We start from the raw sequence: 20,859 nt of genomic DNA, 5'->3' as shown, positions 1-20,859 counted from the left end.
ATCGAGCCTCCTTACGTTGACCGGCATGCAGATGCCCACCGGAGTGCACGCCCTGGTCAGACGGACCCATGAGGACTGCGTCCTGCGCGCCCTGCAGGAGAACGGCGCCCTGAGCCGGGGAGAGATAGCCCGGATCGTGGGCCTGTCCCGCACCACGCTGTCCGACATCGCCGGAAGCCTGCTGCAGCGCGGCGCCATCGTCGTCGTCGACACCGACGCCGTTCGGCGCTCGGGCAGCGGCCGCCCGGCCGAACGCCTCGCACTCGACCCGGCGTCCGCGCAGTTCATGGGGGTCGACTTCGGGCACCGACGGGTCCATGTGGCGGTCGCCGACGCCTCCCACGAGATCATGGTCTCGGGCTCCGTACGCTACGAGGACTCGGCCTCCTGGCCCGTACGCCTGGAGCTCGCGCTCGCCCTGCTCGACCGGCTGAGCGCCGAGGCGGCCGTCCACTACGGTGCGCTGCAGGGCATCGGCATCGGCGTCCCCGGCCCTTACCCGGCGCCCCAGGGCGCGCCCTGGCCGCGTGCCTCGGCCGGCGCCACCGTGCTGCGCCCGGCACCCGAAGGCGTCGACGCCGCCTTCGCCGAACGGTTCGACGCACCCGTGATCGTCGACAACAACACCCGCCTCGCCGCACTCGCCGAGGCGATCAGCGGCGCGACGAGCGTCGCCGACCTGGTGTACGTACGCCTCTCGGACGGTGTCGGCGGCGGCCTGGTCGTCGGCGGTCAGCTGGTCACCGGATCCGGAGGACTGGCGGGCGAATTGGGGCATGTCACCGTCGAACCGGCAGGCCGACCTTGCCGGTGCGGCAAACGCGGCTGTCTGGAGACCGTCGTCTCGGTGCCCGGAATCCTTGCCAAATGCTGGGAGTTCGGCCTTCCCCTGGAAGACCTGGGCGCCCTTGCGGCCGCGGTGTCCCGCGCTCATCCCGTGGTGGACAGGGTGCTGCGCGAGGCCGCGGCGGCGCTCGGCCGGGTCGTCGGCGCCGCCACGATGGCGCTGAACCCGGCGAAGGTCGTCATCGGCGGGGAGATCACCAGGCTCGCCCCGGTGATCGTGGAACAGGTCGCCGCCACCCTCGCCGCCGAACTCTTTCCCACCGCGTCGGCCGGACCTGTGGTCGAGGCCGCCCATCTCTCGGACGAGGACGGAGCGCTCGGTGCGCTCGCGGCGGTCTTCCACAGCTCCCCGCTGCTCGCCAAGTACCCCGAAACCGCTGATGTGAAGGGCCGTACGGATGCACCCGACTCCATCACAGAAAGAACCGCCCATGCACGTGCTTGACCAGCAGGGTGCCAGTCCCATGGATGCCCTGCCCGACAAGACGCCCGAGGCACCGTCGGGCGCAGCAGCCAAGTCCGCCAGGACGCCGTCCGGTAAGCGCAATCAGAGGCGAGCACTTCTGCTCAACGCTCTGTCCGTGGTGCTCGGAATCGCCCTGTGGTGGGCCCTGGCCGCCACCGGATTCAAGCTCCCGACCCCACCGGAGGTCGTCTCCCGGGCCGGCGCGCTGATCAGCGACGGCACGCTTGCCGACGACGTACTCGCTTCTCTGACACGAGTGGTGATCGGCTTCGTGCTCGGTACCGCGGTGGCGATACCCGTCGGCTTCCTGATGGGCTGGTACGCCACTGCCCGTGCGCTCATCGAGCCCTGGATCCAGTTCTTCCGTACGATCCCGCCGCTCGCGATCATCCCGCTGGCCATCGTGGTCATGGGCATCGACGAGACACCCAAGATCTTCGTGATCTTCCTCGCCGCGTTCCTGGCCTGTGTGATCTCCACCTTCCAGGGTGTGGTGAACGTCGACCGCACGCTGATCGACGCGGCACGGGTGCTCGGCGCCAAGGACGGCAGGATCTTCGCCCGGGTCGTGGTGCCGGCCTCCACGCCGTTCATCCTCGTCGGCATGCGGGTCGGGCTCGGCTCCGCCTGGGCCACGCTCGTGGCCGCGGAGCTGATCGCCGCCCAGCAGGGGCTCGGCTACCGCATGCAGAACGCCCAGCTCTATTACGACCTCCCGACCATCTTCGTCGGGCTCATCTCGATCGGGATCCTCGGCCTGCTCATGGACCGGGTCCTGCTCCTCGCCGAACGCAAGCTCACCGGATGGCAGGAACGCCGATGACCAGCAAGCCGGCCGCGACCGCGAAGGCCGCCACAGAGTCCAAGCCCGCGAAGATCTCCGTCCGCGGAGTCACCAAGACCTTTGCCCTGGGCCGCGAGACCTTCACCGCGCTCGACGACGTCTCGCTCGACATCGCGGACAACGAGTTCGTCACCGTCGTCGGCCCCTCAGGCTGCGGCAAGAGCACCCTGATGAACATCCTCGCCGGCCTGGAGACCCCGACCGAGGGCCAGGCACTCGTGGATGGCGAAGAGGTCAGCGGACCCGGCCCCGAACGCGGGGTCATCTTCCAGCAGTACGCGCTCTTCCCCTGGCTCACCGTGCGCCAGAACGTCGAGTTCGGGCTGCGCACCATGGGCATGGCGAAGGACGAACGCCGAAGGCGCGCCGAGCACTTCATCAAGCTGGTGGGTCTTGAGCGTTTCGCCGACGCCCTGCCCAAGACGCTGTCCGGCGGCATGCGCCAGCGCTGCGCCATCGCCCGTGCCTACGCCGTAGGCCCCTCGATCCTGCTGATGGACGAACCCTTCGGAGCCCTGGACGCACTCACCCGCGTCAAGCTGCAGGAACAGCTCCTCGACACCTGGAGCCAGGACAAACGCACCGTCCTGTTCATCACCCACGACGTCGACGAGGCCGTCTTCCTGGCCAATCGCGTGATCGTCATGGCATCCCGCCCCGGACGGATCTACGACGTCATCGACGTCCCCGCGGTCGAACGCGACGAGGACTTCCGCCTCAGCGCCGAGTTCGCCCAACTGCGCAATCGCGTATGGCACTCGGTGTACCACCAGGACGGCGCGACCGCCGCCCTCACCGCCACCCGCTGAGCCACCACCTGATCTGAAAAGGAACGGATGTCATGGCACCCACCCTCACCCGCAGACACCTCTTCGCCACCGCCGCAGGCATTGCGACGATGGCCCTCCTCGCAGCCTGCGGCAGCGGTTCGGCCGGCGGCGGAGGCGGCGACACGGTGCGCTTCGGCTACATCGGCGACTTCAACGGCGCCAGCCTGATCGCCATCGCAGACGCCAAGGGACTGTGGAAGAAGCACGGCCTGGAGGCCGACAGCAAGGTCTTCACCAACGGCCCGCTCCAGATCCAGGCACTGGGCACCGACAACCTCGACTTCGGCTACATAGGCCCGGGCGCCATGTGGCTGCCAGCCTCCGGCAAGGCCAAGGTGATCGCCCTCAACACGCTCGGCGACTCCGACCGGGTCATCGCCCAGCCCGGCATCAACTCCGTGCAGGAGCTCAAGGGGAAGACCGTCGCCGTACCCGAGGGCACCTCCGGCGACATGATTCTCACGCTCGCCCTGAAGAAGGCGGGGATGACCAAGAGCGACATCAAGGTCGTCCCCATGGACCCGTCGACGATCGTGGCCGCGGTCTCCTCCAAGAAGGTCGACGCGGCGGGCTTCTGGTACCCGGCGGCGGCCACCATCAAGAAGCAGGTCCCCGGCCTCGTCGAGCTCGCCAAGAACAGCGACTTCAAGGACGAGGTCTCCTTCCCCACCGCCTTCGTGGCCGGCAACAAGCTGGTCAAGGAACAGCCTGACAAGGTCAAGAAGGTCCTCGCCGTGCTGCGCGAGGCCATCGACTTCCGCGCCGAGCACACCGACGAAGCCATCCAACTCACCGCCGCCAAGCTGAAGATCCCCGTGGACCAGGTGAAGGCCGACGCCGCCAACAACAAGCTGCTCAGCGTCGACGAGCTCGATGCCCTGACCAAGGCCGGCACCGTCGACAAGTGGCTCAAGGGCATGAACGACTACTTCGTCCAGGCGGGCAAACTCAAGCAGCCCGTCGACCCGAAGTCGTACTACACCGGCGACCTCTTCATGGAGGCCGGCAAGTGAGCGAGTCCCGCAGCGACCGGAAGAACATCCTCTTCCTGATGACCGATCAGCATCGCGTGGACACACTCGGCTCGTACGGAAACGCCTTGGCGCACACGCCGGTTCTCGATGAACTCGCCGCCACCGGAACCCGGTTCGACCGCTGGTACACCCCCACCGCCATCTGCACCCCCGCCCGCGCGAGCCTGCTCACCGGCCAGGCGCCGTTCCGCCACCGGGTCCTCGCGAACCACGAGCGCAACGTCGGTTATCTCGAGGACCTCCCCGAGGGCCAGTTCACCTTCGCGAGGGCCCTGCGCGCAGAGGGCTACAACACCGGCCTCATCGGCAAGTGGCACGCCGGCAACCGGCGCACCGCCGCCGACTACGGCTTCGACGGGCCCGAACTGCCCGGCTGGCACAACCCGGTGGACAACCCCGACTACCTCGCCTATCTCGATGAGCGAGGGCTCCCCCCGTACGAGATCAGCGACCGCATCCGAGGCACCCTGCCCAACGGCGGCCCCGGCAATCTGCTGGCCGCCCGGCTGCATCAGCCCGTCGAGGCCACCTTCGAGCACTACCTCGCCACACGGACCATCGAGCACCTCGAGAAGTACGCGGCGGACCACCGCGAGCGCGAGCAGCCCTTCTTCCTCGCCCTGCACTTCTACGGGCCGCATCTGCCGTACATCCTTCCCGACGAATACTTCGACCTCGTGGACCCGGCGGACGTCGAACTGCCCCGGTCCGTTTCCGAGACTTTCCAAGGCAAGCCACCGGTGCAGCGCAACTACAGCGCGCACTGGACCTTCGACACCATGCCGATCGAGACGACCCGCAAGCTCATCGCCGTCTACTGGGGCTATGTCGCGCTGATCGACCGGCAGATCGGCCGCGTCATGGACGCGGTGCAGCGGCTCGGCCTGGCCGATGACACGGCGGTGTTCTTCACCTGCGACCACGGCGAATTCACGGGCTCCCACCGGCTGCACGACAAGGGCCCCGCGATGTATGAGGACATCTACCGCACCCCCGGGCTGCTGCGGGTCCCGGGCGCGCCCGCCGGGATGGTGCGCTCGGAGTTCGTGAGCCTGCTCGACTGCACGGCGACCATCCTGGAGCTCGCGGGCATCGACCCGAAGCCGGCGGTCGACTCGCGCAGTCTGCTGCCGCTGGTGCGCGGCGAGGACCCGGAGTGGGACGAGGACATCGTCTGCGAGTTCCACGGCCACCACTTCCCGTATCCACAGCGGATGCTGCGCGAGGACCGCTACAAGCTGGTGGTCAACCCGGACTCGGTGAACGAGCTGTACGACCTGCACACCGATCCGGACGAACTGCAGAACGTCTACGAGCACCCGGAACGGGCCGAGGTCCGCAGCCGGATGATGCGCCGGCTCTACGACGTGCTGCGCGAGCGCGGCGACAACTTCTATCACTGGATGACGTCGATGTACGACATCGGTGAGGTGGGGCACGACCCGACGCTCAGCGGGCTCGACGAGTCCACCTACCAGCCGTAGCCGGCCGGCCCGTCGGACGGGAGCCGCAGAACGAGGACCGAGGATGACCAGCGACCACCGCCCCTGTTGTACGCCGAGCGCCACGACTGTCAGCGCCGTGCCGACCCGGGTCGAGCCATCGGCGCAGGCTGTCCGGCTGCGGTCCACCAAGGGACAAGTCCGCCTACCCGGCGGCGAATTCGCGATGGGGGACGCCTTCGGGGAGGGGTATCCCGCCGATGGGGAGGGTCCCGTCCACCAGGTGCGTCTGAAGCCCTTCCACATCGACGAGACAGCGGTCACCAACGCCCAGTTCGCCGCGTTCGTCAAGGCCACCGGGCACGTGACCGACGCCGAGCGCTACGGCTCTTCCGCCGTCTTCCACCTCGCCGTCGACGCGGCACCGGCCGATCTGCTCGGCAGAGCCGCCGGTACCCCGTGGTGGATCAACGTGCGAGGCGCGCACTGGCGCTGCCCGGACGGGCCGCGCTCCGGCATCGCGGACCGCCGCAACCACCCGGTCGTCCACGTCTCCTTCAACGATGCGACGGCATACGCCCAGTGGGCGGGTAAGCGGCTGCCCACGGAGGCCGAGTGGGAATTCGCCGCCCGCGGCGGTCTGGCGGGCCGACGCTACGCCTGGGGCGATGAGCTCGCCCCGGACGGCCGCTGGCGCTGCAACATCTGGCAGGGCCGGTTTCCCGACCACAACACCGCCGAGGACGGCTATCTGACCACCGCACCGGTCAGGTCCTACCGGCCCAACGGCTACGGGTTGTGGAACACCGCGGGCAATGTATGGGAGTGGTGCGCCGACTGGTTCTCGCCCACGTATTACGCACAGGCACCGGTCGACGACCCGCACGGCCCCGAGGCGGGCACGACGCGCGTGCTGCGCGGAGGCTCCTATCTCTGCCACGACTCGTACTGCAACCGCTACCGAGTGGCCGCCCGTTCCTCGAACACACCGGACTCATCTGCCGGGAACCTTGGCTTCCGGTGCGCCAACGACGCATAGAAGACTGATGAACGCTTCTGGCGTGCCGCTTCGGCCTCGTCCTGGCGTCTGCGTTCGGCGGCTTCGCCGCGGAGGGTGACCTCCTGTGCGGTCTCGGCGAGCTGCTCTTCGAGGGGGTGGCGGGGAGCGTCGGCCCATTCGCTTGCCCGGTGTGGCTGGCCGCCGCTGAGGATGATGCGGAGGCGTTCGGACGGGGTGTAGTCGAAGCGGGGGATCCTGACCCAGGAGTGCTTCTTGGCGTCGGCGAGTTCCTTCTCGGTGGCGACGTGCTCGGTCCGGTCCTGTTCCTGGAGGACGAGAAACCCTACGGTCTGGCCCTGTGCGGTGATGGTGAAGTGGGGATGTGCCCTGCGGCGGCGATGCGGTGGGGGTGCGAAGCCGGTTTGGCCGGCCGAGCAGGTGTGTCCGTCGGCCTCGGCGGCGGTGATCAGTGCCTGGATGAGTCGGAGAGCGCGTCCTTGGACGGCCTTGGTCAGGCCGAGCGGCTGGCGTTCGTTCTGCATGGCCCGGATAACGGTGTGCGGCCGGGTGAGGCGCGAGGGCACGGGGAAGGGGTCGAGGACGGCAAGACGCCAGGCGGGGATGTCGACGAGCTTGATCTCGTACCCGTCACGGCACCAGCTTCCGTACAGATCCTTCGTCTCCGGAATCCTTCCGGATCTGCGTGCGGCGGCGACGCGGGACGGCCACTTCTCCAAGTCGGGACCGCTGCCGATCTTGACGATCCTGCCGCCGGCCTCCGCGAGTTCTTGTATTAGCTGCTCCGTGAACGTTACGCGAGGCTGTGATGGAGAACTTGGCTTCCGCTGGGTGGCCGACTTTTCCTGCGCTCGGGTGGACCGGGGTTGTGGAGCGGTGGCTTGGGTCTCCCGCGGGCGTGATCCGCGGGAAGGGTACGTGCCGTGTGCCAGGTAGTGCCGGCCGGCGCTTGTCAGGGTGACGCTCCACTGCCCGTTTTTTGGCTCTTCTGCTTGATGTGTGGGTACCTGACCAGCCCTGATGCATAAAACTGGTGACGTCCAGGGCGGTGGCGGACGTCTGCAGCATGCTGGACGTCTGGGTCACTCGGCCCGTGGTGGCGTCGTACTGGGCGAAGGTCGCCAGTTCCTTGCCGGTCGGACCGTAGTTGGCCTGCAGGACGCGGCCGAAGGGGTCGTGGACGGCGGTGTCGAGGTAGTCGGGCGTGTTCGCCGCGGTGATGAAGCCGCCGATGCCGTCCAGATTGCCCTGCTGGGTGTAGCCGTAGCCGACATCCTCGGCGGGCAGGTTGCCGTCGGCCTGGTAGCGGAGCGTGGACAGCAGTCCGACCGTCGGAGTGTAAAAGGATGACTGGGTGTAGGTGACGGTACCGCTGGTGGGCGCAGTGGACTGCCCGGCTGCGGCGAAGCCGTCGCCTGCCGGGATGGTGAGCGTGCTGCCGGTCGGCTGGTAGGCGGTGTTGTAGCCGGTGACCGCCTCGGTGTACGCCGCCCCGGAGGCGCCGCCCACGTAGCGGGTGGACGAGGTCCGGTAGCCCTTGGCCAGGGTGTAACTACCGCTACAACCAGGCCGGCGAGATCACCGCGATCGACGACCTGCAGAACAACACCACCCACGACACCCAGTGCTTCACCTATGACTCCTTCCAGCGCCTGACCGCCGCCTGGACGGACACGGCAGGCATCACCGACTCCTCCAGCGCCCCGGTCGGAGCCGTCGGCGGCTGCAACAGTGCCTCCGTGCAGACCACCACCGCGGCACCGATCACGACCACGACCGTCGGCGGCCCGGCGCCGTACTGGCAGACCTACACCTACGACCTGCTCGGCGACCGCACCGGCATGGTCGACCACGACACCACGGGCAACGCCCTCAACGACACAGCCCAGGCCACCGCCTACACCGGCACAGACGCCACCACCATCGCCACGCTGCCCAACCAGGCCGGCACCACCACCAGCAGCAACCCGACCAACGGCACCGCGACCTGGACCCCCAGCTACACGGACACCGGCTACACGCCGAACAAGAACGCCGGCAACACCATGAGCCGGAAGGTCTCCACCACCAGTCCGCTCATCTCGGCGCTGACCACCAGCACCGGCAAGAAGCTGTGCGTCGATGACGCCACCTCGTCCACCACCGACGGCAACAAGATCCAGATCTACACCTGCAACGGCACCAGCGCCCAGAACTGGACGGTAGGCACGGACGGCACCGTCCGCGGTATCGGCGGCAAGTGCCTGGACGTCACCAGCAGCGGCACCGCCAACGGCACCAAGATCGACCTGTACACCTGCAACGGCACCGGTGCCCAGCAGTGGAAGGCCGCGGCAGGCGGCTCGCTGGTCAACCCCCAGTCCGGCAAGTGCCTGGACGACCCGTCCAGCTCCACCACGCTCGGCACCCAGTTGCAGATCTGGACCTGCAACGGAACCACGGCCCAGACCTGGAAGCCGGTCGACTCCGGCACCAAGATCCCCGCCGGCCAGACGCAGACGTTCAGCTACGACGCCGAAGGCCGCACCGCGACCGTCACCACCCCTTCGGGCACCACCAACAACACGAGCAAGTACCTCTACGACGCCGACGGCAACCTGCTGGAGCAGACCAGCAGCACCGGCGGCACCGACAAGACGCGCATCCTGTATCTGTTCGGCGGCACCGAACAGATCACGCTGAACGTCTCCGCCAAGACCTGGACGGGTCTGCGCTACTACTCCGGCCCCGACGGCACCACGGTCACTCGCTCCAGCACCGGCACGGTCAGCTACCAGGTCGCCAACCTCCAGGGCACCGCCACCACCGCGATCGACGCGAGCTCGCTCGCGGTCACCCGCCGCTACTACGACCCCTACGGCAACCCCCGCGGCACCGAACCCACCACCTGGGTGGCCGCTGACGAGAACCACGGCTTCCTGAGCAAACCCACTGACGCCACCACGGGGCTGGACCTCCTCGGCGCCCGCAACTACGACCCCACCCTCGGGCGCTTCCTCACCCCCGACCCGGTCTTCGAAGCGGTCGACCCCAACCAGATGGGCGGCTACGCCTACGCCAGCGACAACCCGGCATCGGGCAGCGACCCGACGGGCCTCAAGCCGGACAACTGCGCCTACTACCTGAACTGCACGGCCAACGGCGGCACCATCGACGAGACGAAGAACTCTGGCGGTAGCACCGACACCTCCAGCGGCGACGCAGAGAGCAACAGCGGCCAATCGAGCAGTGGTTCGACCTCCAGCTCCCCGGGAAACTCCTACGCCTGTGGCCGATTTGGAGAATGTGGACCGTCGGTCAACTACAAGCACGATCCCGCGAAGATCGTCGTCAAGGTCGTCGTCAAGGTCGTCCTCAAGCCCTTGTGGGATGTCGCCAAGTGCGAGTTCTGGATCGGCGGGGGCGGCGCGGGCCACGATCAGGCCTGCGACGTGGCCGGCGGCGTCATCTCGGGCGGAGGCCTAGAGGGAAGCGGCGCAGGAGCCGCCGAGGGCGCCGCGACAGGCGATGCAGAAGGTGCGCTCGACGGCGCGGCCGAGGGTGACGCGGCCGCCACAGCCAGCGCGGGTAGCGACGCTGTGAATGAAGCTGCCGCCGACGAGGCCGACATCGTCGCGGCGAAGCGCGCCAACGCGCAGGAACGGGCCAAGGAAGCGGACGCCGAGGCGGCCCGGCCCAGCGGGCCCGCCACCGGTGAAGCAGGTACCAAGACGTGCAGTTTCTCGCCCGATACCAAGGTCCTCATGAAGGGAGGTGGGACCAAGCCTATTGGCAAGATCAAGGATGGTGACAAGGTCGAGGCCGCCGACCCAGTGACGGGCAAGTACGACGGGCCGCACACTGTGACGGCGACGTTGGCACATCGCGACGACGATCTGGTCGACGTGATCGTGCGCGTCGACGGTCGCACGGCGACCCTGCACAGCACGTCGGCGCACCCTTTCTGGGACCAGACCGCTCATGCGTGGGTGCCCGCGGGAAAGCTTGCGGCGCACGACGCCCTCGTTACCAAGGACGGCCACACGGTCCGTATCGTCGCCGTCCGCGCGACCCGGGGCACGGCGACGCGCTACAACCTCACCGTCGCCGATGTCCATACGTACTACGTCATTGCCGGGCACACGCCAATTCTCGTCCATAACGTCTGCGGGTCGAAGATCGAAGATGGAGATCACCTCGTTCTCGGCGTGAATGGCGCGCATCGGATCTCAGACAATCTCGCTGAGTCACTCAATGCAGACGATGGCGGGAGCCGCTTCACGCTCAATGGCAAGAAGCCATGGGGAGATGTGAGCGACGTCAATGGAAGGCCGAATTGGATGAATGCGGTTCCCGACGCCGCGAACAATCCGCGGGTACGGATCACGTTCAATCTTGACGGCCTGCTCGATGAGAACGGCGATGAGTTCGGGTCCGCGCAGGAGGCGTTTGACGGGACCTTGCCGCGCGGTCGGGCACTTGCTGGCGCCGACTGGACGAAGGCGCAACAGTCGGGGAACCAAACGGCTTGGGAGCTCGGCGTAGTGGCTCGCGCGGTTATCCTGGGCAACCGGGATTGGTCTTCGATCGAGTGGTACTGGAGTGGAGAGCGTGTTGAGTTGGATGATCCCGGCTGGTAGGAGGGAGTGGGATGTCTGAATTTGCCCGATCGGGCCGAGTCTTTCAGGTGTGGAGCTATGACCCTTCACACCGTCAACTAATTATTCGAAGTGATCCGTCTCGACTGGACGACACGACGACTCGCGTGGAGGTGTACTTCGGGCATGTCGAATTTATGCTTATTCGACCGACGTACAACTCTCTCCGAGTTCGTCGAGCCTCTCCTTCTGAGTTCTGTCGTATCTCGGATTTTGCTGGAATCCAGGAGAGCGATAGCGAGTCGACGTATCTGATTGATCCCCAAGGGATGAGCTTCGTGGTGTCCGGGCGCCCGTCCTGGCGAGAGGCTGTACGGCGAAGGAGCGATCCCGCGCTGTTTGATTTTTCACAGGAATGGCCCCCAAGTTTTGAAGCGCAATGGGGACATGTCGACGGGTGAAGCGATGAAAGCGGGAGGTTCTTTCGTTCCGTGAGATGAATTAGGTCGCGCAGATGTGGCGCGCACAGGTGTGTTATGGGAAGGCCTCGCGCTTCGTTCCGACGGCCGCGCTGAGGCCCTTACCGCAAGCAGAAGGATTTCCACCATGACAAGCCCTGAGGCCAAGTCCCCCCGCCTCCAGGCCGGCTTTGCGCAAGCGGCGATAGCGGTGGCGGCCCTGGCGGACGTGTACCGAGCCATGGCCGTAAGGGATCACGTCGTGCATCCCACGGATGCGTCGCTGAAGGAGTCCGGGTTTGCGTCGATGGTCTTCGTCTACGTGATGGCAGTGGCAGCCGTGTTCTTCCTCGTGTGGTTGGGGCGTTGTCGGCGCAACGCGCAGATTCTCACCGGTGCAACGGTCGGGGCGTCCGGTGTCTGGGCTGTCGTGGCGTGGTTCATTCCCGTGCTCAACTGGTGGTTTCCACGCCAGTTCGTCCTGGACATCGAGCGCGCGAGTGCCGACGTGTCGCAAAAGGCGAGCAAGGCGGCTTTGGTGAACGGTTGGTGGGCGGTCTGGGTCGCGCATCTCGTGGTGGGCGCGGTGGCGCTCACGGCAGGACAGGCCACCGCGATCCCCTTCATCGTGGCGGCGGCGACACTCACCCTCGGCGCGGCGGTGCTCGCGATCTGCGTCATCGAACACCTCACCCGGCTACAAGGTGCTGTGCTGCGCGCTGCGGCACCTGTTGAACCGCTCGCTCACACCTGAAGGAGCGACGCCGGGCCGACCCAGGCAGGGCACGAGGCCGTTGCGGAATCAAGTTGAGTTCCGCAGGTCGAGCCGCCTTTGCGCTACCACGACCGTATCGTTGGTGGTCAACTCGCCCCTCGGACACAAACCAAAAGGCCTGGTCAGCATTCTGACCAGGCCTTTGTGCGAGGTGATGGCCGGTTCGCCGGGGCTGATGTCACGGGTGTCGGCGTTGACCTGCGCTTTTGCCTGTGTGGGGTTGTGTCGGCTGAATGTGAAGATCGTTTGGAGGATATCTGGACGTTGTGTCATGACTGGTCCGTCTGTGGGGCTGGGGATCGATGGCTTCCTCAGCCTGTGAGCGTTCGTAGACCTCGACGAGCAGGGTCGAGGTCGTCCACGGACCCGTGGGGCATCGTCACGACCTACGACTACAACGAGCTGGGCCAGCAGACCAAGCGGACCCTGACTTCGGCGGGCGGCTCCTCGGACCGCACGATGTCCTGGTCGTACTACCCCGACGGCGCGCTAAGGTCCCGGTCGGACGACGGCGCCCCGGCGGGCAAGTCGGTCGTCCTGGTCGACAACTTCGACACCCAGAACACGGCGAAGACCGGCACATGGACGAAGGGAGACATCACCGGCCAGCAGGGCTACAACCCGAGTCCCACGCGGCCGGCACCGGCACGGACGCCTCGTAGGGCTTCAAAATGGCTTCATCGGCTGTGATCTGCGAGTTTGTCGGGCGGTCAGCCTGCCTGCCGGTACTCGTTGATCAGGCCGGCGCCGGCTTGGCTGCGTTCGATCCGGGCAGCGGGCAGGGGATGATGTTCGGTCGTCGTGGGGCGCGAGCTGGTTGCGGCCCTGGTGAGGCCGGTGGCCGTTGAAGTGCCGGGCGTAGTCGTAGAGGTCTTCTCGGCGTGGCCTCGGTCGAAGATCAGCAGGCGGTCGGTGCACTCCTCGCGTACCGAGCGTATGAACCGTTCCGCGTACGGGTTGCAGTTGGGGCTGCGGGAGGAATTTCCGCCACGGCAACCGCCCTCGCTGGCGAAGACGGCATCGAAAGCATCGGTGAACTTCGCGTCCCGATCCCGGATGGGGTGCGTGAAGTCAGCGGCGCGGTTGCCAAGCTGCCACAGCAGCTGTCGGGCCTGCTGGGTCGCCCATGTGGCGGTGGGGTGGGCGGTGACGCCCAGGATGTGCACGGTGCGAGTGCGCACGTCCATCACGAACAGAACGTACAGCCGATGCAGCGCGATGGTGTCCACGTGGAAGAAGTCAGTGGCGAGCAATCCGCTGGAATGGGTCTTGAGGAAGGCGGCCCACTCGCGGCGCGCCGGGTGGCGGCGTGGCGCCGGGCTGATGCCGGCGGCACGCAGGACGCGGCGCACGGTGGCCGCGCCTGACCTTGTGCCCGAGTCGGCGCAGCTCGCCGTGCACGCGGCGGAACCCCCACTGAGGGTTCTCGGCGCCGAGCCGGACGATCAGGTCTCGAAGCTCGTCGGGCAGCAGCGGGCGACCTGGAAGGGGCGGCTGGGTCCACTTCTTCTTCACCAGGCGCTGGTTTGCCATCGAAGGTCGTCACCGGCGGGAATACTCGCCGCAGCGTCGGCGCTACGAGATGCATTGAAAGGCTCCCAGATGTAGTGAAATGAGCTATTTCAAGGAAGTGGGCATCATGGGACAGCTCGATGACAAGGTGACCCTGGTGACCGGTGGCTCGACCGGGATCGGTCTGGCCATCGCCCGCCGGTTCGCCGACGAAGGCGCCACCGTCTACCTCACCGGCCGGCGCAAGGCCGAACTGGACGCGGCCGTGGAAACCGTCGGCGAACGGGCCGTCGGCGTCCAGAGCGATGTCTCGCATCTCGACGATCTCGACCGGCTCTTCTCCACCATCGAGGAGCGCAGCGGACGGCTGGATGTCGTCGTGGCAAACGCCGGCGTCGCCGAACTCGCCAGACTAGGGGAGATCACCGAGGAGCAGTACGACAAAACCTTCGACGTCAATGTCAAGGGGACGCTCTTCACCGTCCAGAAGGCGCTTCCACTGCTTCCGGACGGCGCCTCGGTGATCGTGCTCTCCTCCATCAACGCGTCGAAGGGTTTCGAGGCGATGGGCGTCTACAGTGCCACCAAGGCAGCCGACCGCAACCTGGCCCGCACCTGGGCCGCCGAGCTCGCGGCCCGCGGCATCCGGGTCAACGCCATCAGCCCCGGCCCCATCGAGACCCCCGGCATCCGTGGCCTGGGGAGCCCGGCACAGGGCGAACAGCACCTCGCGGACGCCCTTGCGACGATGATTCCGCTCGGCCGGATGGGCCGCGCCGACGAAGTCTCTTCAGCGGCGGTCTTCCTTGCCTCGGACGAGAGCTCCTTCACCACCGGAGCCGAACTCTTTGTCGACGGCGGCCTCGCCCAGATCTGAAGCCCGACCGCGCGTCCGCCGGCAGAGTCATCGAAGATGGACCAGGACCCGGCCAGCGTTGGTCGCGTCGGTCTCCACCCGGACGTAGAGCTTCTTGATGTGCTTCTGCGCCAGCACGGCCAGCACCCGCTTCTTCAGCTGGCCCGTCCCCTTGCCTGTGATGATCTGCACGACGTCGACCCCAGTGGCGGCGGCCTTGAAGAGGGTCTGGCGCAGCGCGACATCGATGTCGCGGTTGTTGCGGAAGATCGGGTGCAGATCCAACGTGAGCAGGGCAATCGCCTCCGATGCGCTCGGTCACCGGCCGACGCCGGGTCCCCGTGGGCTCGTCGTGCAGTGGCAGCGTACGTCCTCCCCCCGCCCCCCGTCCCACCCCGCGGGTTCCGGACTTCCGGGGGTTCGGCCGGAATCGCGCCGGTGCTGCAGCTTGTTCAGCGGGAGATGGTGGAGCAGGCCGACGCGGACTGCTCAGTGTCGGTGAACGTGGGCTTGCCGACCTGGCGCTGAAGGGCGAGCAGTTGGTGTCGGAGGGCAAGGATCTCGATGTCTTTGTCCCGGTCGCTGATCGGCAGCAGACGCAGGAGCGCGAAGGTGTTGGTGGCCGCGAGATAGGCCAGTCGTAGCAACACGACAGATCATGATCCCCGGTGTAGGCGAAGCCTCTGCCGCGATCAGCGGACACGGTCGGAGTGTGGGGATCACGGACCCGACCGGGACGGATGATTTATCGGCACCCGCAGGGTTGAGTCCACTTGTCCTTGATCAGACGTTGGTGCCAGGCCAGGAGGGTGCGCGGGGAGACGATCCGATGCTGGCGTAGCGCCCGTGGGAGGAGTCGGGCGAAGGCGGTGAGCAGTGCCCGGTCGGGCCAGGTGGGCTTGGGGGCCGCGACCTGGCGGCGTAGTACCGCGACTTCGTGTCGCAAGATCAGTATCTCGGCCTCCTTCGCCGCGGAGGATCGGGACAGCAGGACCAGCCACGCGAAGATCCGCGTGGCGATCAGGTAGAGCATCCGTACGAGCACAAGGTCCGATGGTGCCCGATCGGTCCGCGGAGCGTCGCCCCAGGTCACGGACTGTGCAGCCATTCTGAAGCGGTACGGGGCCCGGCGCACGCCGTGGGGCCCGCCGGTCACCGCGCCGGCGTCGGTCATCGTGCCCGCGCACAACGAGAGCGCAGGCATCGAGGCAGCGGTGCGCTCCCTGGCCGCCTCCGACCACCCGGTGGAGATCATCGTGGTGGACGACGGCTCCACCGACGGCACCGCCGACCTCGTGGAAGCGCTCGGCCTGCCCGGCGTCCGGCTGATCCGCCAACGCAATGGCGGCAAGCCGTCCGCCCTCAACACCGGCATCACGGCCGCCTCCACGACCTGGTGGTGATGGTCGACGGCGACACGGTCTTCGAGCCCGACACCGTGCGCATGCTGATCCAGCCCTTCGCTGACCCGCGGGTGGGCGCGGTCTCGGGCAACGCCAAAGTCGTCAACCAGGGCGGGCTGCTGGGCCGCTGGCAGCACATCGAGTACGTCGTCGGCTTCAACCTGGACCGCCGCCTGTTCGACCTGGCCGAGTGCATGCCCACCGTGCCCGGCGCGGTGGGCGCCTTCCGCCGCGAGGCGCTACGGCGCGTGGGAGGGGTCAGGCACGACACGCTCGCCGAGGACACCGACCTGACCATGGCCCTGTGCCGGGACGGCTGGCGGGTCGTCTTCCAGGAGAGCGCCATCGCCTGGACCGAGGCCCCGGCCTCCAGTGCCTTGTGGAAACAGCGCTACCGCTGGTGCTGCGGCACCCTCCAGGCCATGTGGAAGCACCGCGGAGCCCTGGTGCGGCGCTGCCCGGCCGGCCGGCTCGGTCGCCGGGGGCTCGGCTGTCTGCTGCTCTTCCAGACGCTGTTGCCGCTGCTCGGCCCGGTGGTGGACGTCTTCGCCGTCTACGGGCTGGTCTTCCTCCAGCCGACGCGGGTCATCGCCGTGTGGCTGGGCTTCCTGCTGCTGCAGCTGACGATGGGCTGGTACGCCTTCCGGCGGGACGGCGAACGGACCGGACCGCTGTGGAGTCTGCCGTTGCAGCAGTTCGTCTACCGGCAGCTGATGTACCTGGTGGTGGTCCAGTCGGTGTTCACCGCCCTGGCCGGCTCGCGGCTGCGCTGGCAGCGAATGGAACGCTACGGCAGTCTCCAGGCCCCGCCCTCCCCGACCGTACTGGTCCCCACACCAGCCGTACCCACGGCGCTCGCCGACGCCTGGCTGCCCGAGGCCCACACCGCTCACGCGAACGGCGCAGCGAGGAGCGCCGACTCCTAGGAGCGTTGCACCACTGGTAGAGGGGGTTCTCGGGCAGGCCCGTGGTGCGTGCGTTCTCGCCCTCGTTCTGATCGAGGGCGAGGACGACTTTGCGGGCGGTGGCGAGTTCGGCCGGCTCGGCTCTCGCGCAGGCGTCCGGTGAGCTGCTCGATCTGGGTTCGCGCCGTCTCGGCCTCGGCTGCTACGGCCTGCTCGCGTTCGGTGATCTTCTCCAGGGTCGGCCCGGGGCTGGGGGCGAGGAGGCGGCGGAGAGTGGCGTAGGTGTCGCTGTTCTCGATGACGATGATGGTGTCGCCGTCGCCCAGTCGGCGGTAGGCGAGTGGGGGTGGTTCCCGGTACGTGGCGAGCAGGTCCAGGTCGAGCCGTTCGGGGGCGAACAGCGCACCGGAGATCAGGGTGTCGAGGCGTTTCCCGTCGTGAATATCTCGTGCGAGCGTTCCCGCAAGGACAGCGGCTTACGGGCTTCGGGGCGGTTGCTGGTATCGCGGAACCACCGGTTGACGGCGCGCAGGCTCTCGGTCTGGGCCGTGGTGAGGCGGTCCTCATAGGCCCACTGCTTGGGCTGCTTGCCGGTGGTCGTTGATGGGGCCGCCTAGTAGTTGGGTGCGGCGGATGGGCAGGCGGGGGCGACCCCGCCTGCCCGGTACGGCTTCAGTGCTTCCTAGCCGAGACCGTTGCTGAGGGCGGTCACGAGTTCGCCGTTGCTCGTATCGCCGCTGAACTCCCAGAAGAACGCGCCCCTGAGGCCCTGGTTCTTGGCGTAGGTCATCTTGCCGGCGATGGTGGACGGAGTGTCGTAGCTCCACCAGTCGCTGCCGCAATGGGCGTATGCGGTGCCGGCGACGGTGCCGGTGGCCGGGCACTTGGTCTTGAGGACCTTGTAGTCCTCGATGCCCTGCTCATAGGTGCCGGCCGCGGCTCCGGTCGCGGTGCCGCCCGGCGCGTCCTGGGTGACGCCTGTCCAGCCTCTGCCGTAGAAGCCGATGCCCAGGTTCATCTTGCTCCCCGGGACGCCCTTGGACTTGAGTTTCTGGATGGCGGCGTCGGAGTAGAAGCCCGCGGTCGGGATGCCGCTGTAGGAGTACAGCGGGGAGTGCGGGGCCGTCGGTCCCTGTGCGGCCCAGGCGCCGAAGTAGTCGTACGACATGACGTTGTACCAGTCGACGTACTGTGCGGCGCCCCCGTAGTCGGCGGCGTCCAGCTTGCCGCCGGAGGAGCCGTCGGCGGTGATGGCCGCGGTGACCAGGTCACTGCCGAACCGGCCGCGGAGCGCGGACATCAGGTTGGTGTACGCCGCCGGGCCGCTGGTGTCACAGGACAGGCCGCAGGAGTTCGGGTACTCCCAGTCGATGTCGATGCCGTCGAAGACATCGGCCCAGCGCGGGTCCTCGACCAGGTTGTAGCAGGAGGTGGCGAAGGCGCCCGGGTTCGCCGCGGCCTGGGCGAAGCCGCCGGACCATGACCAGCCGCCGAAGGACCAGATGATCTTGAGGCCCGGGTGCAGCTTCTTCAGTTCGCGGAGCTGGTTGATCGCGCCGGCCACCGGCTGGTCCCAGGTGTCGGCGGTGCCGTCGACGCTGTTCGCGGCGGTGTACGTCATCTGGTAGTCGGCGTAGGCGTCGCCGATGGCGCACTGGCCGTTGGTGACGTTGCCGAAGGCGTAGTTGATCGTGGTGAGCTTCGACGCGCTGCCGGAGGTCTCGATGTTCTTGGGGAAGTACTGGCGGCCGTAGACGCCCCAGTCGGCGAAGTAGCCCATTTTCACGGTGCTGCCACCGCCGCCACTGCTGGTTCCGCTGGTGGTCACGGTCAGGACGCCGCTGGAGGGGCCGACCTGGTTGGCGGTGTCGCGGGCTTTGACGCTGTAGGTGTAGGTGGTGGCGGCGGTCAGTCCGGTGTCGTTGTAGGTGGTGCCGGTGACCGTGGCGATCTTGGTGGTGCCGCGGTAGACGTCGTAGTTCTGGACGCCGTGGTCGTCGGTGGCGGCAGTCCAGTTCAAGGTCAGCGAGGTGCTGGTGACATTGCTCGCCGTGGGTGTGCCAGGCGCCGAGGGCGGACTGTCCGTGCCGCTGCCCGCGGTGGTCACGGTCAGGACGCCGCTGGAGGGGCCGACCTGGTTGGCGGTGTCGCGGGCTTTGACGCTGTAGGTGTAGGTGGTGGCGGCGGTCAGTCCGGTGTCGTTGTAGGTGGTGCCGGTGACCGTGGCGATCTTGGTGGTGCCGCGGTAGACGTCGTAGTTCTGGACGCCGTGGTCGTCGGTGGCGGCAGTCCAGTTCAAGGTCAGCGAGGTGCTGGTGACATTGCTCGCCGTGGGTGTGCCGGGCGCCGAGGGCGGATTGTCCGTCGTGCCGCCGCCCGACGGGCCGACGAGGGAGAAGTCGTCGGCGTAGTACGCCCCTTGGGAATACCAGCCGTGGACCCAGATCGTGACCGAGGTCGTGCTCGCGCCCGTGGTGAAGCTGGTGCTGAGCAGCTGGTACGAGGTGGTCGTGACCCAGTTCGACGGGTCGGTGCCGCCGGTGCCGGTGGCGCCGATGTAGACGTAGTTGCCCTGGACGTAGCCGCTCAGGGTGTACGCGGAGTTGGGCTGGACGGCCACCGTCTGCGAGCACTGGGCATTGTCGGAATCGGTCGGCACCGCCTTGAGGGCGGACGACCCGCCGTGCACGGGGCTGGACACGGTGCTGCCGCTGCCCGCCGTGCAGGTCCATCCGGTAAGGCCGGACTCGAAGCCGGGGTTGGTGAGGATGTTCGTGCCCGCGGCGTGCGCCTGGGCCGTGAGCCCGACGGCGGCGAGTGCGCCGATCGCGCAGACGGCGACGAGGCGCCGAAGAAGGGTCAGCCGATGCCGTGATCTGTGACTGTCAGGTTTCAAGGGAATTCCTCACGTCGGGTCCGGCCGGGATGGGGGCAGAAGAAGACCTGGGCATGACACGGTCACCGTGTGTCAGGGATCGTAATTGGTATGGACCAATGGGTCAATGGGTCCGGGCGCCGTGGGGCGTTCCCGGGCCGGTTCGCCTGAGATCGCGGCCTCCAGCCCTGGGCCTCTTTCCTGCTCGGCCAGGCCCACGCGATCCTGGCCTGTGTCTTCACCGCCGCGGCCCTGAACGGCGCGACTGTGTATCCTCCGCCGTCATCGAGCCCGCCAACCATCCGGCCCGCGTCCTGGGGGCGGCCGGGCGTTGGCGTTCAACTGCCGCGGGCCGAGGGCGTCCAGGTCGCCGGCGGCGGGCAGGGTGGCAGGGGCGAAGGTCCACCGGGCGGCGACCGCGGCGGCAGGGAGCTGGATGACGGCGATGTCGTGGGGGTCGGCGGACGGCCCGGGGTAAGCCGAGTCGGTGTGCGCCGTGCCCTCGACGCCCACGGCTGAGGCGACGGCAGACGGATCACCGGGGTGCGCGACCGCCGCGGTGTCGAGCGCGGACTGCACGTCCTGGTCCCGCGAGACGTAGAACCGCACCCCGGAAGGCCAGTCGGTGGTGCAGTGCCCCGCGGTGACGAAGGTGTCGCGGTCCACCATGGTGCCCGAGCACATCCAGTCCAGCCGGTCGGGCGTCGCCGGGTTCGCGTCGTCGTCCCACTGCGCGATCAGGGCCCCACCTCGGTCCGCTCGGGCGCGGGCGTGGCGTTGTACGAGTCGATCGCGAATGCCGGAAATACAGAGGTCATGACAACCCCTAGGACAAGGGCGGCCACACCGACGCCCGCGCCCTTCGACGACGATCCCGCGTTCCAGAACGACACGGTCAACTCCCTCGGCCGGGCCGCCGGAGCCCGGCGGCATCGCAGAGACCACACGTACCGAACCCGCTGGCCCCGACCGGCAACTGCCGTCCACCCGAAGAGAATTCGCCCTTCGGATGAACGGC

The 20,859-nt window shown here is 67.7% G+C and carries 21 protein-coding genes and 1 pseudogene; 12 read left to right on the top strand and 10 right to left on the bottom strand.

What is annotated here, in order from left to right; all coding sequences use genetic code 11:
* Positions 1-25: 25 nt before the first annotated feature.
* The 6 genes from AB0N14_RS29545 to AB0N14_RS29520 are packed head-to-tail and all read left to right on the top strand — an operon-like array spanning position 26 to position 6,501.
* Complete coding sequence (locus AB0N14_RS29545) at positions 26-1,291, top strand: ROK family transcriptional regulator (protein WP_366028752.1); 1,266 nt, start codon at positions 26-28, stop codon at positions 1,289-1,291.
* Complete coding sequence (locus tag AB0N14_RS29540; protein ID WP_366028751.1) at positions 1,278-2,135, top strand: ABC transporter permease; 858 nt, start codon at positions 1,278-1,280, stop codon at positions 2,133-2,135. The genes AB0N14_RS29545 and AB0N14_RS29540 overlap by 14 nt, the downstream gene beginning before the upstream one ends.
* The gene (locus AB0N14_RS29535) at positions 2,132-2,965 is read left to right on the top strand and encodes an ABC transporter ATP-binding protein (RefSeq protein WP_366028750.1); all 834 of its coding nucleotides are present in this window, start codon (positions 2,132-2,134) and stop codon (positions 2,963-2,965) included. The genes AB0N14_RS29540 and AB0N14_RS29535 overlap by 4 nt, the downstream gene beginning before the upstream one ends.
* A gap of 32 nt (positions 2,966-2,997) precedes the next feature.
* On the top strand, positions 2,998-3,999 hold the full coding sequence (locus tag AB0N14_RS29530) for an aliphatic sulfonate ABC transporter substrate-binding protein (RefSeq protein WP_366028749.1): 1,002 nt from the start codon (positions 2,998-3,000) through the stop codon (positions 3,997-3,999).
* The gene (locus AB0N14_RS29525; protein WP_366028748.1) at positions 3,996-5,504 is read left to right on the top strand and encodes a sulfatase-like hydrolase/transferase; all 1,509 of its coding nucleotides are present in this window, start codon (positions 3,996-3,998) and stop codon (positions 5,502-5,504) included. The genes AB0N14_RS29530 and AB0N14_RS29525 overlap by 4 nt, the downstream gene beginning before the upstream one ends.
* Positions 5,505-5,547: 43 nt before the next feature.
* Entirely contained in the window at positions 5,548-6,501 is a 954-nt protein-coding gene (locus AB0N14_RS29520) for a formylglycine-generating enzyme family protein (RefSeq protein WP_366028747.1), read from the top strand.
* On the opposite strand, the gene AB0N14_RS29515 is transcribed toward AB0N14_RS29520, so the two are convergent.
* Positions 6,420-7,004 (bottom strand): hypothetical protein, encoded by a 585-nt coding sequence (locus AB0N14_RS29515; protein WP_366028746.1) that lies wholly within the window; start codon positions 7,002-7,004, stop codon positions 6,420-6,422. The genes AB0N14_RS29520 and AB0N14_RS29515 overlap by 82 nt on opposite strands.
* A 106-nt stretch (positions 7,005-7,110) precedes the next feature.
* Entirely contained in the window at positions 7,111-7,989 is an 879-nt protein-coding gene (locus AB0N14_RS29510) for a hypothetical protein (protein ID WP_366028745.1), read from the bottom strand.
* Between the two features lie 230 nt (positions 7,990-8,219).
* Between AB0N14_RS29510 and AB0N14_RS29505 the strand changes: the two genes are divergently transcribed.
* Positions 8,220-11,099, top strand: a complete 2,880-nt coding sequence (locus tag AB0N14_RS29505; protein ID WP_366028744.1) for a ricin-type beta-trefoil lectin domain protein — start codon at positions 8,220-8,222, stop codon at positions 11,097-11,099.
* A gap of 564 nt (positions 11,100-11,663) precedes the next feature.
* Positions 11,664-12,269 carry a DUF4328 domain-containing protein gene (locus AB0N14_RS29500; RefSeq protein WP_366028743.1) on the top strand — a complete coding sequence of 202 codons (606 nt, stop codon included), beginning with the start codon at positions 11,664-11,666 and terminating at the stop codon, positions 12,267-12,269.
* Positions 12,270-12,317: 48 nt separating this feature from the next.
* Here AB0N14_RS29500 and AB0N14_RS29495 read toward each other — a convergent pair whose 3' ends face one another.
* On the bottom strand, positions 12,318-12,563 hold the full coding sequence (locus AB0N14_RS29495; protein WP_366028742.1) for a hypothetical protein: 246 nt from the start codon (positions 12,561-12,563) through the stop codon (positions 12,318-12,320).
* 45 nt (positions 12,564-12,608) lie between these two features.
* Here AB0N14_RS29495 and AB0N14_RS29490 point away from each other — a divergent pair, with 45 nt between their 5' ends.
* Positions 12,609-12,980, top strand: a complete 372-nt coding sequence (locus tag AB0N14_RS29490; protein WP_366028740.1) for a hypothetical protein — start codon at positions 12,609-12,611, stop codon at positions 12,978-12,980.
* 20 nt (positions 12,981-13,000) lie between these two features.
* Here the strand turns inward: AB0N14_RS29490 and AB0N14_RS29485 are convergent, their stop codons facing one another.
* Positions 13,001-13,642 carry a transposase gene (locus tag AB0N14_RS29485; protein ID WP_366028739.1) on the bottom strand — a complete coding sequence of 214 codons (642 nt, stop codon included), beginning with the start codon at positions 13,640-13,642 and terminating at the stop codon, positions 13,001-13,003.
* A 287-nt stretch (positions 13,643-13,929) separates the two neighbouring features.
* Here AB0N14_RS29485 and AB0N14_RS29480 point away from each other — a divergent pair, with 287 nt between their 5' ends.
* Positions 13,930-14,679: an SDR family oxidoreductase gene (locus tag AB0N14_RS29480; RefSeq protein WP_366028738.1), complete on the top strand. Its 750-nt coding sequence runs from the start codon at positions 13,930-13,932 to the stop codon at positions 14,677-14,679.
* 27 nt (positions 14,680-14,706) lie between these two features.
* Here AB0N14_RS29480 and AB0N14_RS29475 read toward each other — a convergent pair whose 3' ends face one another.
* From AB0N14_RS29475 to AB0N14_RS29465, 3 genes are all read right to left on the bottom strand, one after another.
* Positions 14,707-14,952: a Smr/MutS family protein gene (locus AB0N14_RS29475; RefSeq protein ID WP_366028773.1), complete on the bottom strand. Its 246-nt coding sequence runs from the start codon at positions 14,950-14,952 to the stop codon at positions 14,707-14,709.
* A gap of 158 nt (positions 14,953-15,110) precedes the next feature.
* A complete protein-coding gene (locus AB0N14_RS29470) occupies positions 15,111-15,308 on the bottom strand; it encodes a hypothetical protein (protein ID WP_366028737.1) in 198 nt (65 codons plus the stop codon).
* Positions 15,309-15,403: 95 nt separating this feature from the next.
* The gene (locus AB0N14_RS29465; protein WP_366028736.1) at positions 15,404-15,766 is read right to left on the bottom strand and encodes an integrase; all 363 of its coding nucleotides are present in this window, start codon (positions 15,764-15,766) and stop codon (positions 15,404-15,406) included.
* Positions 15,767-15,797: 31 nt separating this feature from the next.
* Between AB0N14_RS29465 and AB0N14_RS29460 the strand changes: the two are divergent.
* Both AB0N14_RS29460 and AB0N14_RS29455 read left to right on the top strand, forming a co-directional pair.
* Positions 15,798-16,987 (top strand): annotated as a pseudogene (locus AB0N14_RS29460) (glycosyltransferase family 2 protein); the annotation flags it as partial.
* 98 nt (positions 16,988-17,085) lie between these two features.
* A complete protein-coding gene (locus tag AB0N14_RS29455) occupies positions 17,086-17,535 on the top strand; it encodes a hypothetical protein (RefSeq protein WP_366028735.1) in 450 nt (149 codons plus the stop codon).
* A gap of 113 nt (positions 17,536-17,648) precedes the next feature.
* On the opposite strand, the gene AB0N14_RS29450 is transcribed toward AB0N14_RS29455, so the two are convergent.
* From AB0N14_RS29450 to AB0N14_RS29440, 3 genes are all read right to left on the bottom strand, one after another.
* Positions 17,649-19,862 carry a glycosyl hydrolase family 18 protein gene (locus AB0N14_RS29450; protein ID WP_366028734.1) on the bottom strand — a complete coding sequence of 738 codons (2,214 nt, stop codon included), beginning with the start codon at positions 19,860-19,862 and terminating at the stop codon, positions 17,649-17,651.
* 261 nt (positions 19,863-20,123) lie between these two features.
* Positions 20,124-20,510, bottom strand: coding sequence for a hypothetical protein (locus AB0N14_RS29445; RefSeq protein ID WP_366028733.1), 387 nt, complete (start codon positions 20,508-20,510; stop codon positions 20,124-20,126).
* Between the two features lie 68 nt (positions 20,511-20,578).
* Entirely contained in the window at positions 20,579-20,734 is a 156-nt protein-coding gene (locus AB0N14_RS29440) for a hypothetical protein (RefSeq protein WP_366028732.1), read from the bottom strand.
* Positions 20,735-20,859 lie beyond the last annotated feature (125 nt).

Source organism: Streptomyces sp. NPDC051104 (assembly GCF_040682835.1).
Taxonomy (GTDB): Bacteria; Actinomycetota; Actinomycetes; order Streptomycetales; family Streptomycetaceae; genus Streptomyces; species Streptomyces cynarae.
Note: the sequence above shows the minus strand (reverse complement) of the source record. Positions and strands in the feature narration are given on the sequence as shown.